The sequence below is a fragment of the Nissabacter archeti genome (genome assembly GCF_018257325.1).
Taxonomy (GTDB): Bacteria; Pseudomonadota; Gammaproteobacteria; order Enterobacterales; family Enterobacteriaceae; genus Chimaeribacter; species Chimaeribacter arupi.
Map to the genome: position 1 here is coordinate 86,373 of NZ_JAERKB010000002.1, position 13,298 is coordinate 99,670.

At 57.1% G+C, this 13,298-nt stretch carries 12 protein-coding genes; 4 read left to right on the top strand and 8 right to left on the bottom strand.

Annotated features, from left to right (window positions below; translation table 11 throughout):
* Positions 1 to 82: 82 nt before the first annotated feature.
* Positions 83 to 2,080, top strand: coding sequence for an autotransporter outer membrane beta-barrel domain-containing protein (locus JK232_RS03220; protein WP_072927765.1), 1,998 nt, complete (start codon positions 83 to 85; stop codon positions 2,078 to 2,080).
* 43 nt (positions 2,081 to 2,123) lie between these two features.
* Here JK232_RS03220 and tssD read toward each other — a convergent pair whose 3' ends face one another.
* From tssD to JK232_RS03245, 5 genes are all read right to left on the bottom strand, one after another.
* Positions 2,124 to 2,609, bottom strand: coding sequence for a type VI secretion system tube protein TssD (tssD, locus tag JK232_RS03225; protein WP_212588819.1), 486 nt, complete (start codon positions 2,607 to 2,609; stop codon positions 2,124 to 2,126).
* 1 nt (position 2,610) lies between these two features.
* The gene (locus JK232_RS03230; RefSeq protein WP_072927762.1) at positions 2,611 to 3,144 is read right to left on the bottom strand and encodes a hypothetical protein; all 534 of its coding nucleotides are present in this window, start codon (positions 3,142 to 3,144) and stop codon (positions 2,611 to 2,613) included.
* Between the two features lie 177 nt (positions 3,145 to 3,321).
* On the bottom strand, positions 3,322 to 3,861 hold the full coding sequence (locus JK232_RS03235) for a hypothetical protein (RefSeq protein WP_072927761.1): 540 nt from the start codon (positions 3,859 to 3,861) through the stop codon (positions 3,322 to 3,324).
* Positions 3,858 to 4,220 (bottom strand): tlde1 domain-containing protein, encoded by a 363-nt coding sequence (locus JK232_RS03240; RefSeq protein WP_246538246.1) that lies wholly within the window; start codon positions 4,218 to 4,220, stop codon positions 3,858 to 3,860. The genes JK232_RS03235 and JK232_RS03240 overlap by 4 nt, the downstream gene beginning before the upstream one ends.
* Before the next feature lie 177 nt (positions 4,221 to 4,397).
* Positions 4,398 to 5,789: a PTS transporter subunit EIIC gene (locus tag JK232_RS03245; protein WP_101827801.1), complete on the bottom strand. Its 1,392-nt coding sequence runs from the start codon at positions 5,787 to 5,789 to the stop codon at positions 4,398 to 4,400.
* A gap of 292 nt (positions 5,790 to 6,081) precedes the next feature.
* Between JK232_RS03245 and JK232_RS03250 the strand changes: the two genes are divergently transcribed.
* Complete coding sequence (locus JK232_RS03250; protein ID WP_212588820.1) at positions 6,082 to 7,281, top strand: enolase C-terminal domain-like protein; 1,200 nt, start codon at positions 6,082 to 6,084, stop codon at positions 7,279 to 7,281.
* 3 nt (positions 7,282 to 7,284) lie between these two features.
* Here JK232_RS03250 and JK232_RS03255 read toward each other — a convergent pair whose 3' ends face one another.
* Positions 7,285 to 7,995, bottom strand: coding sequence for a GntR family transcriptional regulator (locus JK232_RS03255; protein WP_072927755.1), 711 nt, complete (start codon positions 7,993 to 7,995; stop codon positions 7,285 to 7,287).
* Between the two features lie 238 nt (positions 7,996 to 8,233).
* Positions 8,234 to 9,565, bottom strand: a complete 1,332-nt coding sequence (locus tag JK232_RS03260) for an MFS transporter (protein WP_072927753.1) — start codon at positions 9,563 to 9,565, stop codon at positions 8,234 to 8,236.
* Between the two features lie 293 nt (positions 9,566 to 9,858).
* Here JK232_RS03260 and glyQ point away from each other — a divergent pair, with 293 nt between their 5' ends.
* Together glyQ and glyS are read left to right on the top strand one after the other, a co-directional pair.
* A complete protein-coding gene (glyQ, locus tag JK232_RS03265) occupies positions 9,859 to 10,773 on the top strand; it encodes a glycine--tRNA ligase subunit alpha (RefSeq protein ID WP_072927751.1) in 915 nt (304 codons plus the stop codon).
* Positions 10,774 to 10,782: 9 nt separating this feature from the next.
* Positions 10,783 to 12,852 carry a glycine--tRNA ligase subunit beta gene (gene glyS, locus JK232_RS03270; RefSeq protein ID WP_072927750.1) on the top strand — a complete coding sequence of 690 codons (2,070 nt, stop codon included), beginning with the start codon at positions 10,783 to 10,785 and terminating at the stop codon, positions 12,850 to 12,852.
* 122 nt (positions 12,853 to 12,974) lie between these two features.
* Here glyS and JK232_RS03275 read toward each other — a convergent pair whose 3' ends face one another.
* Positions 12,975 to 13,259, bottom strand: a complete 285-nt coding sequence (locus tag JK232_RS03275; protein ID WP_072927748.1) for a helix-turn-helix domain-containing protein — start codon at positions 13,257 to 13,259, stop codon at positions 12,975 to 12,977.
* Between the last annotated feature and the right edge of the window lie 39 nt (positions 13,260 to 13,298).

Here is a 13,298-nt window from a genome sequence, read left to right on the forward strand (position 1 = left end):
AAGCAAAAGTAAACCAATCCTGATTGTGCTGGCGTAACCTATTCTGTTCCTTGATATAGCCTGATGGCTCTTTGGAGTCCCCATGCCGGAGATAAAAAAATCTGACGGCCGTAAAAAAGCGGCTGCACTGGCAGTGGCAATGATGTTGTGGGGAAGTAATTCAGCGCAGGCCTATGACGCGGTATATGTCTTTGGCGACAGCCTGAGTGATTCCGGGAATATTGGCCGCTTTACCTACAGCGGTGCCGATGCCGCGCTCTATGATGAGATCCTGGCGGAACGCGCCGGGCAGACGCTGGCGCCCTCGCAATCCGGCGGAACCAACTATGCCACCGGCGGCGCTACCGCCGTGCCGGAAACCGACCCCCTTTACAATACTACCGGCGATCAGGTCAGTGAATATCTGAGCCTGACCGGCGGGCAGGCTGACCGTGATGGCCTCTACATTCACTGGGTCGGCGGGAATGATCTGGCGGCGGCCGCGTTGAATATCGACACCGCTGCCGCGGTAGCGGCCGCCAGTGCCGGTGCTGCCGCCGGGCAGGTGCAGGCGCTGGTCAATGCCGGGGCCGGCACGGTGATTGTGCCGACGGTGCCGAACATCGGCCTGACGCCGGCGATCATGGAGCTGGTGATCACGGCGGCGCTGCCGGCCAATGCCGACGCGGCGTTGCAGGCGGCTTATAGCGTGCTCAACAGCCAGCGGACCATTGACGCCGCGGCCCGCCTTACTGCTATCCATCAGGCCCTGACCGCCGCGGTGCAATCCACCGGCGCGCCCGATGCCGTGGCGCAGACATTGTCGCAGACCTTAATCGCTGCCTATGACCAGCTCGCCACGGCGGCGGGCACACTGACAGCGGTGTATAACCAGACGGAAGACGCCGCGCTGGCCGCGACCGGTGGCAATATCGTGCGTGTGGACGTGGACGGCCTGCTGAATGAAGTGCTTATCGATCCGGCGATTTATGGCCTGACCAACACCGCCGGTATGGCCTGCCCGCCGGGGCTCTCTGCGGCGCTGTGTAATGCCGCCACGCCCGGCTTCAGCAGCAGCCAGGCGTTCCTGTTTGCCGATCACCTGCACCCCAGCCCACAGACCCATGCGCTGATCGCCGACTATATCCAGTCCGTGCTGGACGGCCCGGCGCAGGCAGTGGCTTTGAACCAGGCCACGCTGGCATTGGGGCGCAACGCGCAAGGGATCCTCGACAGCCGCTTCCAGCAATTGCGCACCACCCCTAACCCACAGGGCAGCCTCGGTATGTTCGGCGGTTATATGGGGCAGCATATGGAGTACAGCGCCAATACGGCAGCAGGGGACGGCAACGCCACCTCGCATAACGTCAGTATCGGCATGGATTACCAGCTGACCGACACCTGGCTGGTGGGCGCACTGCTGGCCGGTGCCGACGACCGCCAGCGCCCCTCCAGCCGCTATAACTACAAGGCGCGCGGCTGGTTGCTGTCGGCTTACAGCACGGTGAACGTCGCTGAAAATGGCTGGTTTAATGCCGATGTGCACTGGGCGACGGTGAATTTCGATGACATCAACCGCAGTATGCGGCTGGGCGAGGCCACCCGCCGGGAAGAGGGCGACACTGACGGCAAACAGGTGGGCGCCCGGTTAACGGCAGGCTGGGATTTCCCGGTCGCAAGCTGGCTGACCACCGGCCCGATGGCGCAGTTTGCCTGGGATTACAGCAGCGTGGACGGTTACAGTGAGAAAAGCAGCCGCAGCACCGCCATGCGGTTTGACGACCAGACCTACCATTCGCAGATTGGCGCACTGGGCTGGCGGATGGATGCACGCTTTACCCGCATTAATCCCTATGCGGAGCTGAGTTATCAGCACCAGTTCGGCGACGATATCTACCGCGCCGGCGGTGGGATTAAATCGACCCAGACCCGTTTTTCCCGTACCAGCGCCACGCAGGACACCAACTGGGTAGACGTCACGGTTGGGGCTAACCTGCCGCTGACTGACAACGTCGCGGCCTTTGCGGCGGTCTCCCAGACCGGCGGCCTCAGCAGCGGCGAGCAGTTTATGTATAACCTCGGCGTCAGCGCCCGGTTTTGACAGCGTTACCGGAAATAAGCAGGCCGCCTCAGGGCGGCCTTATTTATGCGCGCTCTAACCAGCTATTACTGTGGATAAGATGGCCGTCGAGATAGTGCCAGATGATTTTTTCATAGCGGAATTCGACCAGTTCAAGATGGTTGAATTTCTCTTTGGTAGCATCTTTTATGTCATGCATGAGGGGGAGAACGTTGACGACTTTCGCCTGTTCCAGCAGAACGGTGTAATACTCCTCTTCCTGCCCGGCATCATTAATCCGGTAGTGTTTTAATTCTACGGAATTCAGGGTTTGCCCGGATGTCAGTGCCTTATATAAATAGGGTGTGGCGCAGTCGATCTCTTTTTCAATCAGAAAAGGCAGGTGCTGGCATTTTCCGCTGATTCTCCCGGTATGGTCATCGGTGGGCATATCCACGCTATGATGAAAACCCAGCACTTCCACGCTGTTTTCCCGGCCATAAACATCGACACCGCCTTTGATAAGGTTATTCGCATCATCTTTCAGGTACATATAAACGGGTATTGCCATGTTAATCCCCCTCCCACGACGGGTCAGATTGGCCTACGGTTTTGATTAATTGCTGCAAACATTTCTGCGCCTGCACGCTGTTGCTTTTATAGAGCACCTGGATGGCGTTGACGACATACTCATTTCGTTCAGGCCGGGTCTTGTTATTGAACGGCATGGAACAGACATCACGTGTACTGATGGGGATGAAATGGTCATTAATAATAGACAATACACCTTCAGTGTTATTTACCAGTGCCAGCGCTACTGCACGGCTGATATCAATGCTCATGCCTTCAGGGCCCGTGTCGGCAAGTAAAGGTACAACGTTAAGCCACTCACTCTTTCCGGAGGAAATCTTATCCATCACATACTTCCACTCCCCACCATCACCATCAGTGCCGGAAAGCGTTGAAATCGCATTGTCAGCTCCCTGTTGGCGGACGAGTTCAGCTAATTGAGACGCAGTGATGATGGGTGACCGCTTCTCCTTTTTCTCGTCAGAAGCCATAACATTTAAGGATAATATGACTGCAAGAAGTATTATCTTTTTCATCTGACCACCAATATTGTATCGCCTGAGTTATAAATACGTCTCCGCAGCCCGGCACCGTTAATAATCATATGGCCTTCAGATGAATTGCCAATAGTGTCAGAGTTATCTCCATGGATTAAAAAATAGCCCTGGCCAATCGCGTCGCCTTTCAGGAAGATATAGACTGAAATTACCATATCAATCCACCACCCAGGAGGGGTCAGATTGGCCTACGGTTGTGATTAATTCCTGCAAACATTTCTGTGCCTGCACGCTGTTGCTTTTATAGAGCGCCTGAATGGCTTTAACGACATACTCGTTTTCTTCAGGGATGGTCATGTTATAAAGCGGCAGGGAGCAAACCTCGTTCGTACTGATGGGGATAATACGGTCATCAAGAATGGCTAATACCCCATCGGTGTTCTTCACCAGCGCTAAGGCTAATGCCTGACTGATATCAATATTCATACCTTCAGCGCCCGCGTCGGCAAGCAAAGGTATAACGTTGAGCCAGTCACTGTTCCCATTAGTAAGGTGATTTAAAATGTAATTCCACTCCCCGCTATCGGCATTGACATCGTAGTAAAACATATCGTGAAGTACCTTATGTGCCCCCTGTTGACGGACACGCTCAGCTAATTGGGAGGCAGCGATAATTGGCGATGTATTTTCTTTTCCCTTCTCAGAAGAAAACACATTAAAGGATAATATAAGTGCAAGAGGTAGTATCTTTTTCATCTGACCACCAATACGGTATCGCCTGAATTAAAGATACTGCTGCGTAATTCGGCACCATTAATAATGATGCAGCCTTTAGATGAGTCCCCCACGGTTCTCCGGTTATCGCCATGAATTAAAAAAGAGTCACGTCCGAATGTATTGGTTCCCGCTAAAGGCTCTAATACGAGCGTCCAGGGGCTCTTATTATTGTTATGACCGGCAATTCGCCAATAGCCTTTAGGGATGGGGCCGTTATCCCTAATATGCTGCTTTGATGGATCATTTTTAGCTACGCCTTTCCCACTATACCCCTGAGCAATAAACTCGCCGTTATGCCTTAATTCGCCCGTTTGCTGATTATATTCCCATGTCATCATTATCTCCTGTTATCACCTTGCGTGGCCGGGAATAATTAGCTGCCTATAGGGTAATAAATTCAACTGAATTGATATGTTAGAAATAATTAACTAATTGGTGAAGGTTATAAAATGCAGTGGATTATTCAGAAGAGGAATTGACAGCAGAAAAAGGCCGCTTAAGGCGGCCGGGGCGGATCAGCGGGCGGTTTCGGGGTCAGGCTGGATCAGGGGCTTGCCTTTGACCACCATAAAATAGGTCAGTAAAAAAGCCAGTCCTAATGAGAGCGTGACGCCCATCAGAATATACATAAAGTAGGGGCCGATATAGGCGGGCAGGCTGAAGATACTCGACAGAATATAGCCGTAGAGCCGTACGCCAAAGAAGGCAATAAAGGCAGAGGCCAGGGCGCTGCTGATGGTGGTGGCAATAAACGCTTTTTTATATTTCGTCAGCACGCCAAACAGTGCCGGTTCAGTTATGCCTAACAGGGCAGAAATTGCCGCTGACAGCACGACCGATCGCTCTGCACGGGTTTTGCTGTGAAAACAGAGCGCGAAGGTGGAGCCGGCAATGGCCATATTGGCCATAAACATCATCGGCATCAGCATATCATAGCCTTTGGTGGCAAAATTTTGCAGCGCGACCGGCGTCATGGCGTGGTGCATTCCGGTCAGTACTGCCACCGGGCGGATTGCGCCGACAATGACCCCGGCAAATACCGCAGAAATATCAAACAGCCCCTGAATAAACAGCGCCAGCGCTTTCCCTACGTAGATCCCCAACGGGCCGATAAGCGTTAATGAAACCAGTGCGGTGATAAACAGCGTCAGCGTTGGGGTAAAGACGGTTTTGAACACCTCCGGCATCAGGGCATTGACCCCGCGGTGAATATAACTCAGCGCCCAGACAGACATAATCACCGGAATGACGCTGGCCGAATAGTTAAAAACAGATACCGGGATCACGTCGATAAAATAGAAAGCACCGGCCGCACCCGGCGTATGCGCGGCCAACGCTTTGGCGGCGTCCATTAATGTGGGGTACATCAGGCAGGCAGCGACGGCGGCGGCCAGGTATTCATTGGTGTTAAATATCCGCGCGGCAGAGACGGCGAGGAAAAACGGCAGAAAATAGAACACCCCGCTGGCGATAAGATCAATCACCATCACTGTGTCGCTTTTGGCGGAAATAATATTCAGCGCAATCAGCCCGGCAAGTAACCCTTTTATCATTCCCGCCCCGGCGATGGCCGGAACAATCGGGCCAAACACGCCGGAGACCGTATCCATAAACCGCGAGATCAGCCCCTTATGCGTTTTTACGGTGGCCTCCCCGGCGGCAGGATCGCGTTTCGCCATAATGGCCTGATACCAGAGTGTGACCTGTGGGCCAATAATAACCTGTACCTGATCGCGCTGATATTGTGCACCCAATACGCCGGGCAGCTTTTTAATGGCGTCCCACTCCACGCGGCTTTCATCCACCACGTCAAAACGCAGGCGCGTCATACAATGCCAGATCTTATTAATATTATTATTACCGCCCATCAGCGGAATAATGGCCTGGGCTGCCTGGGTATTTTCCATAAGGCCTCACTGTCAGACGAGAAGGGACTCCTGATAGAAAAGGATGGTAGGGTGGCCCTCTGCGCAAAACAAGCCAATAAACCATGCGGTGCGTCACATCCTCAGGCAGCACACGGGGTGAAAAACGAATTGGTCTGGTTTTTAACGGCATTATTTCCCTTTTCCAGACCAAAATAAAAGTTCGGATTATCCGTTTACAAATAGCGCCGGAATAGGATGAAATGAGAAAAATCATTATTTTTTCTATTCCCCTCGTTGGCCGGGAAATACCCTTTCCGTGAAGGAGAAAGCAATGCAGCCCACCCTGATTACCGATATTGAATGCCGGATCACCCGCCCTGACCGCCATAATCTGGTGGTGGTAAAGATCACCACAGATAAAGGGATCACCGGGTTGGGCTGCGCGACCTTTCAGCAGCGGCCGCTGGCGGTAAAAGTCATGGTCGACGAATACCTCCGGCCTTTGCTGGTCGGGCGGGATGCGAACCACATCGAAGATCTCTGGCAGATGATGATGGTCAACGCCTACTGGCGGAACGGCCCGGTGATCAACAATGCGATCGCCGGTATTGATATGGCCTTATGGGACATCAAAGGCAAACTGGCGGACATGCCGCTTTATCAGCTGTTTGGCGGGAAATCAAAGGATGCGATCGCTGCTTACAGCCACGCCGCCGGTGACACGCTGGAGGCGCTCTGCCTGGAGGTGGACCGGCTGCTGGCGCAGGGCTATCGCCATATCCGCTGCCAGCTGGGGTTTTATGGCGGCCACGCGCCGGATTTACATGCCACCCGTGCGCCGACGCCGGGGGCCTATTACGATCAGGAGCGTTATATGGAAACCACGCTCGCCATGTTCCAGGCGCTGCGTGAGAAATATGGCCACCAGTTCCATATCCTGCATGATGTGCACGAACGGCTGTTCCCACAGCAGGCGGTGCAGTTTGCCAGGCAACTTGAGCGCTACCAGCCCTATTTTATTGAGGACATCCTGCCGCCGGAGCAGAACGAGTGGCTGGCGCAACTCCGCCAGCAGACGGCAGTGCCGCTGGCGACCGGGGAGCTGTTCAATAACCCGGCCGAGTGGAAAGAGCTGGTGATTAACCGGCGCCTCGATTTCCTGCGCTGCCATGTGTCGCAGATTGGCGGCATTACCCCGGCACTGAAGCTGGGCCATTTCTGCCAGAGTTTCGGCGTGCGGCTGGCATGGCATTGCCCGCCGGACATGACGCCAATCGGCGCAGCCGTGAACACCCATCTCAACATTCACCTGCACAACGCGGCAATCCAGGAGTTTGTGGCCTATCCGGACGCTACCCTGCGGGTCTTTCCGGGCGCGGTGGCCCCGGAAGCGGGCTACCTCTACCCCCTGGAGCAGCCGGGCATCGGCGTCGGGTTTGACGAGGCGGCCGCCGGTGCATTCCCGGTGGTCTACCGGCCGCATGAGTGGACGCAAAGCCGCCTGCCGAACGGGGCAATGCATACGCCCTGAGCGTCAGGTCTGGCGGAATGCCAGATTATCGCGGTTAAACGGGATCACATAAGAACAGGCGTAGTCGATATCAATGATGTCGCTGAAAATCGCCACCCGCCCATCGGGCAGAATGCCGCGGTTAAGGATGTGCATGGCCGCGATGCCTTTCTTGCAGGCTAACAGTTCCGCCTGGGCCTTGCTGACGGTGGTGGCGCGGTAGTGGGTCAGGGAATGGGAAAGGGCGCACCCTTTGCTGAGCAGGTATTGCTGGATTGAGTGCTCAATAGTGTCCGGCGTCAGGTCAGCAAACCCGGCAGCGGGCATCCGGGCGTATTCAAGCTGCACATTAGCCGCATCCACTTTGCGCAGCCGGGTAAACGCCCAGATAAAATCGTCGTCCGTCAGGCCGAAAATCTGCCGCTCCTCGCTGTCCGGGCGGCGTTTATGCAGTTCCAGCAGGCGGTAACTGATCTGGTTGAATTTCTTTTCGGTAATCGAGTTATAAATCAGCGGGTTGTTGCCGACGCCGGGATTAATGAAGATGCCGGCGCCCTGCACAATGCGTACCGCCCCGATGGCCACCAGTTTCTCCAGCGCTTTGCGCAGGGTAAAGCGTGAAACGCCATACTCTTCAGCGAGCCGGCGCTCCGGCGGCAGTTTTTCCAGCGGGCTGTCGCGGTGCTGGTAGATTTTGCTGAGCAGATCCTGCGCGATGAACTCTCTTTTTTTCATGGTCGGTTAGCCGTCACCCCTCGGTGGCACCACTATAGCGCCGAACGGCGATAAAAAATGCCGCCTGGTGAGGCGGCATCTCAGTTACTTCTGTTTGTTTTTACCGAAGACCTTCATCAGTACGCCGATGATCAGGCCGATGGCGATCCCCGTCATAATCCAGCCGACAAATCCCATCTTTTCCTCCTGTTCCTGCTGTCACTTGCGCGGAGTATAAGGGATCCGGCCGGGATGCGCTTCAGGAGGCCACGCCCTTTTTCCAGGCAGGCGCACCGGCCGGGGCGTGCAGTTTCTTCTCCGGCTGCAACAGCGTCATGCAGAACATGCTGCAAAATGACACCGCCGCCGTGGCGAAAAACATCGCGTTATAGCCGTGGTGTTGCGCCAGCCAGCCGCTCAGGGTCGGGGCAAGGATAGACGCCAGGTTGGCGATGGCCAGCGTCATGCCGCTGTAAGCCCCCACCGACGGCGTGGGCGAGACATCAATCACCACCGACCAGTACACGTTATTGACCAGCGCATTCAGGGCGTTACCCAACGTCATCAACGCGATGATGGCTGCCGGGGAGTGCATAAACGGGATCAGCACAAAGCAGCCGGCAGTCAGCAGCAGGGTCACGGCGGCGAACAGGTTGCGCGCCAGCCGCAGGTTCCGGGTGCGTTTCAGCAGCGTGTCCGCAATTTTCCCGCCCAGCAGCACCGTGAAACAGGCACCGCTCCACGGGATCATCGCCACATACCAGAGTGAGTGCAGGTCATAGTTAAAGGTGTCCTGAAGGTATTTCGGGCTCCAGGTGACCAGCACAAAGGTGACATATAAAAAGGAGAAGTAACCCAGCGCATTGAGCACCAGCGTGCGGCTGCTGAAGAAACGCCACCACGGCAGGCGCGGCTGGGCGCGTTGGGTGGCCTGATCGCCGGTGATGATCGCCAGCTCCGCCGGGTTGACCTTCGGGTGCTGGTGCGGCAAGTCGGTAAACACGCGGGCAAACAGCCCGATGGCCAGCAGCGAGAACAGGCCGAGCAGGATGAACATGCTGCGCCAGTCATCGGTCAGCAACAGCAGCCCCACCGCCAGCGGCGCGGTCAGCAACGAGCCGACCTGCGTGCTGAGCAACCCGATGCCGAGCGAAAAGCCGCGCTCTTTTTGCGGTGCCCAGTGGGCAATGGTTTTGTTCATCAGCGCATACGCCGGGCCTTCGGAGAAGCCGAACAGGATGCGCAGTGCGGCAAAGCCCATGATTGCCGAGCCACCAAACAGCGCCATGCCGACTTCCCCGGCCCAGGCGGTGGCAATCTCCAGCAGTGACCAGAGCACCCCGGCCAGCAGCCACACTTTTTTGGTGCCGATGCGGTCGGCCAGGAACCCGCCGCACAGCGAACCGAACAGGTAGCCGAAGCCAAAATAGCCCAGCACCGCGCCCAGTTGCGCTTTGTTGAAGTGGAATTCATTGGCGATGTCGTTGGCCGCAAAGGACAACGCGCCGCGATCGACGTAGTTAATCAGCGCGATGAAAAACACCATCGCAAAAATACGGTAACGGTAACGGCTGTCGTGGACGGTGGGCATAACCTGCTCCTTGTGCGCAATAGGCTCAGGGATAGCTAGCAAAGTTGATGCCACCCGTTTTCGCGGCAAAAAAGGGGCAGGTTGCGCCGTGGCGGTGCGTTGGCCCGGCCATAACGCCGGATCAGTGCGCGTTTTCGGGCAAAAAAGAGGGCAGCGCCGCAACAACCGACACAACGTAATAACAGCCGCGGCCCGCGGGTGCCGCCTCTGCGGGATTGAGGCTGTATATCTGCCGGTCAACGGGTATACTGGCCCATTCCATCTAAATCCACTTGTATCGCTGCGAATCCAACATGCAAAAGTTTGATACCAAGACCTTTCAGGGCCTGATCCTGACCCTTCAGGATTACTGGGCACGCCAGGGCTGCACCATCGTCCAACCTTTGGACATGGAAGTCGGTGCCGGCACCTCCCACCCGATGACCAGTATGCGCGCCCTCGGCCCGGAGCCGATTGCCGCTGCCTATGTTCAGCCTTCCCGCCGCCCGACCGACGGCCGTTACGGCGAGAACCCGAACCGCCTCCAGCACTACTACCAGTTCCAGGTGATCATCAAGCCATCGCCGGACAACATTCAGGAGCTGTACCTCGGCTCACTGAAAGAACTGGGGCTGGACCCGCTGGTACATGACATCCGCTTCGTGGAAGACAACTGGGAAAACCCGACGCTGGGTGCCTGGGGTCTCGGCTGGGAAGTGTGGCTCAACGGCATGGAAGTGACGCAGTTCACCTACTTCCAGCAGGTGGGCGGCCTGGAGTGCAAGCCGGTCACCGGCGAGATCACCTACGGCCTGGAGCGCCTGGCGATGTACATCCAGGGCGTGGACAGCGTCTACGATCTGGTCTGGTGTGACGGCCCGCTGGGCAAAACCACCTACGGCGATATCTTCCACCAGAACGAAGTGGAACAGTCCACCTATAACTTCGAACACGCTGACGTCGATTTCCTGTTCACCTGTTTCGAACAGTATGAGAAAGAGGCCCAGAAGCTGCTGGCGCTGGAAAAACCGCTGCCGCTGCCGGCCTATGAGCGCATCCTGAAAGCTGCCCACTGCTTCAACCTGCTGGATGCCCGCAAGGCGATCTCCGTGACTGAGCGCCAGCGCTATATTCTGCGCATCCGCACCCTGACCAAATCCGTGGCCGAAGCCTATTACGCCTCGCGCGAGGCGCTGGGCTTCCCGATGTGCAAAAAGAACGAGAAGTGAGAGACAGCCATGACTGACAAGACTTTCCTGGTGGAAATCGGCACGGAAGAGCTGCCGCCGAAGGCGCTGCGCTCACTGGCTGAATCCTTTGCCGCCAATGTCACGGCGGAACTTGACGCAGCCGGCCTGCAACACGGCGATGTGCAGTGGTTCGCCGCGCCGCGCCGCCTGGCGCTGAAAGTACCGGCGCTGAGCGCTGCCCAGGCTGACCGCGAAATCGAAAAACGCGGCCCGGCAATTGCCCAGGCGTTCGACGCCGACGGCAACCCGACCAAAGCGGCCGAAGGCTGGGCGCGCGGCTGCGGGATCACCGTGGATCAGGCGGATCGCCTGAGCACTGACAAAGGCGAGTGGCTGGTTCACCGCGCCCACGTGAAAGGCGAAAGCGCGCAGAGCCTGCTGCCGGGCATGGTCGCCACCGCCCTCAGCAAATTGCCGATCCCGAAACTGATGCGCTGGGGTGATTCCGACGTGCAGTTCGTGCGCCCGGTGCACACCGTGACGCTGCTGCTGGGTGATGAGCTGATCCCGGCCACCATTCTGGGCATCGCTTCCGATCGCGTGATCCGCGGCCACCGCTTTATGGGCGAGCCGGAATTCCGTATCGACCACGCTGACCAGTACCCGGCGATCCTGCTGGAGCGCGGCAAGGTGCTGGCCGATTACGAACAGCGCAAAGCCAAAATCAAAGCCGACGCCGAAGAGGCTGCCCGCCAGATTGGCGGCCGGGCTGACCTGAGCGACAGCCTGCTGGAAGAGGTCACCTCGCTGGTGGAGTGGCCGGTGGTGCTGACGGCGAAATTCGAAGAGAAATTCCTGGCGGTACCGGCGGAAGCGCTGGTCTACACCATGAAAGGTGACCAGAAATATTTCCCGGTGTATGACGCCGCAGGCAAACTGCTGCCGAACTTCATTTTCGTTGCCAACATTGAATCGAAAGATCCGCAGCAGATTATCTCCGGTAACGAAAAAGTGGTGCGCCCGCGTCTGGCGGATGCCGAATTCTTCTTCAATACCGACCGCAAACAGCGGCTGGAAGATAACCTGCCGCGCCTGGAAACGGTGCTGTTCCAGAAACAGCTCGGCACCCTGCGCGACAAAACCGACCGCATTCAGGCGCTGGCGGGCTGGATCGCCGGCCAGATTGGCGCGGATGTTGAGCACGCGCGCCGTGCCGGCCTGCTCTCCAAATGTGACCTGATGACCAACATGGTGTTTGAGTTCACCGACACCCAGGGCGTGATGGGGATGCACTACGCGCGCCACGACGGCGAAGCGGAAGATGTGGCCGTGGCACTGAACGAACAGTACCAGCCGCGCTTTGCCGGCGATGCCCTGCCGGCCTCGCCGGTGGCCTGCGCGCTGGCGATTGCCGACAAAATGGATACCCTGGCGGGCATCTTCGGCATCGGCCAGCACCCGAAAGGGGCCTCTGACCCGTTCGCCCTGCGCCGCGCTGCGCTCGGCGTGCTGCGCATCATCGTAGAGAAGAACCTGGACCTCGATCTGCAAACCCTGACGGAAGAAGCGGTGCGCCTGTACGGCGACAAGCTGACCAACGCCAAGGTGGTGGATGACGTGGTGGAATTCATGCTGGGCCGCTTCCGCGCCTGGTACCAGGAAGAGGGCCACGCGGTCGACACCATCCAGGCCGTGCTGGCGCGCCGCCCGACCCGCCCGGCAGATTTCGATGCCCGGATGAAAGCGGTGTCGCATTTCCGTGGCCTGGAAGCCGCCGCCGCGCTGGCTGCCGCCAACAAACGCGTCTCCAACATTCTGGCGAAATCCACCGAAACGCTGAACGACAGCGTGCAGGCGTCGCTGCTGAAAGAGAACGAAGAGATCCAGCTGGCTACCTTCGTGATGGCGCTCAGCAGCAAGCTGCAACCGTACTACGCGGAAGGCCGTTATCAGGAAGCGCTGGGTGAACTGGCCCAACTGCGTGAAGCGGTCGATAACTTCTTCGAAAAAGTCATGGTGAATGCAGATGACCAGGCCGTGCGTATCAACCGCCTGACCCTGCTGAGCAAATTGCGTGACCTGTTCCTGCAGGTCGCGGACATTTCGCTGTTGCAGTAACACACGCCTTATCAGGCAGATAAACGCCGGGCTAACTGGCCAGGCAGAAAAAAACCCGCTCCGGCGGGTTTTTTATTGGGCGGCCCCTTCAGCGAAGCGGGCAGGTGCGTCAGGCTGCCGGATTAGCTTTCCAGCAATTGACGGCTGAGATACGGGTTGGCATTCAGCAAACGCATCAGTTTCTGTGCGGTGGAAGAGGGGCGGCAACTGTTGGCTTCCCACTTTTTCACCTGCGCCACACTGACACCCATGCATTTGGCGAACTCATCGATTTGCATCCCTGCGCGTTCACGCAGCTTTTTCGGTTCCGGCAATTGGTCATTGCCTTGATTTGCCATCAAATTCCCGGCAGGTAATGCCCCATATTCAAAACTATCCAGTAATTCATTGAACAATTCACGATCCATAGTGGCTCCCGAAACTAGCTGTTACGACGACATTCAACA

What these genes read in the sequence shown, in the direction of transcription:
- tssD (WP_212588819.1), bottom strand. Translation starts at nt 2,609, where the DNA reads ATGGCAATACCCGTTTATATGTACCTGAAAGATGATGCGAATAACCTT.
- JK232_RS03230 (WP_072927762.1), bottom strand. Translation starts at nt 3,144, where the DNA reads ATGAAAAAGATAATACTTCTTGCAGTCATATTATCCTTAAATGTTATG.
- JK232_RS03235 (WP_072927761.1), bottom strand. Translation starts at nt 3,861, where the DNA reads ATGAAAAAGATACTACCTCTTGCACTTATATTATCCTTTAATGTGTTT.
- JK232_RS03250 (WP_212588820.1), top strand. Translation starts at nt 6,082, where the DNA reads ATGCAGCCCACCCTGATTACCGATATTGAATGCCGGATCACCCGCCCT.
- glyS (WP_072927750.1), top strand. Translation starts at nt 10,783, where the DNA reads ATGACTGACAAGACTTTCCTGGTGGAAATCGGCACGGAAGAGCTGCCG.
- JK232_RS03245 (WP_101827801.1), bottom strand. Translation starts at nt 5,789, where the DNA reads ATGGAAAATACCCAGGCAGCCCAGGCCATTATTCCGCTGATGGGCGGT.
- glyQ (WP_072927751.1), top strand. Translation starts at nt 9,859, where the DNA reads ATGCAAAAGTTTGATACCAAGACCTTTCAGGGCCTGATCCTGACCCTT.
- JK232_RS03240 (WP_246538246.1), bottom strand. Translation starts at nt 4,220, where the DNA reads ATGATGACATGGGAATATAATCAGCAAACGGGCGAATTAAGGCATAAC.
- JK232_RS03275 (WP_072927748.1), bottom strand. Translation starts at nt 13,259, where the DNA reads ATGGATCGTGAATTGTTCAATGAATTACTGGATAGTTTTGAATATGGG.
- JK232_RS03260 (WP_072927753.1), bottom strand. Translation starts at nt 9,565, where the DNA reads ATGCCCACCGTCCACGACAGCCGTTACCGTTACCGTATTTTTGCGATG.
- JK232_RS03220 (WP_072927765.1), top strand. Translation starts at nt 83, where the DNA reads ATGCCGGAGATAAAAAAATCTGACGGCCGTAAAAAAGCGGCTGCACTG.
- JK232_RS03255 (WP_072927755.1), bottom strand. Translation starts at nt 7,995, where the DNA reads ATGAAAAAAAGAGAGTTCATCGCGCAGGATCTGCTCAGCAAAATCTAC.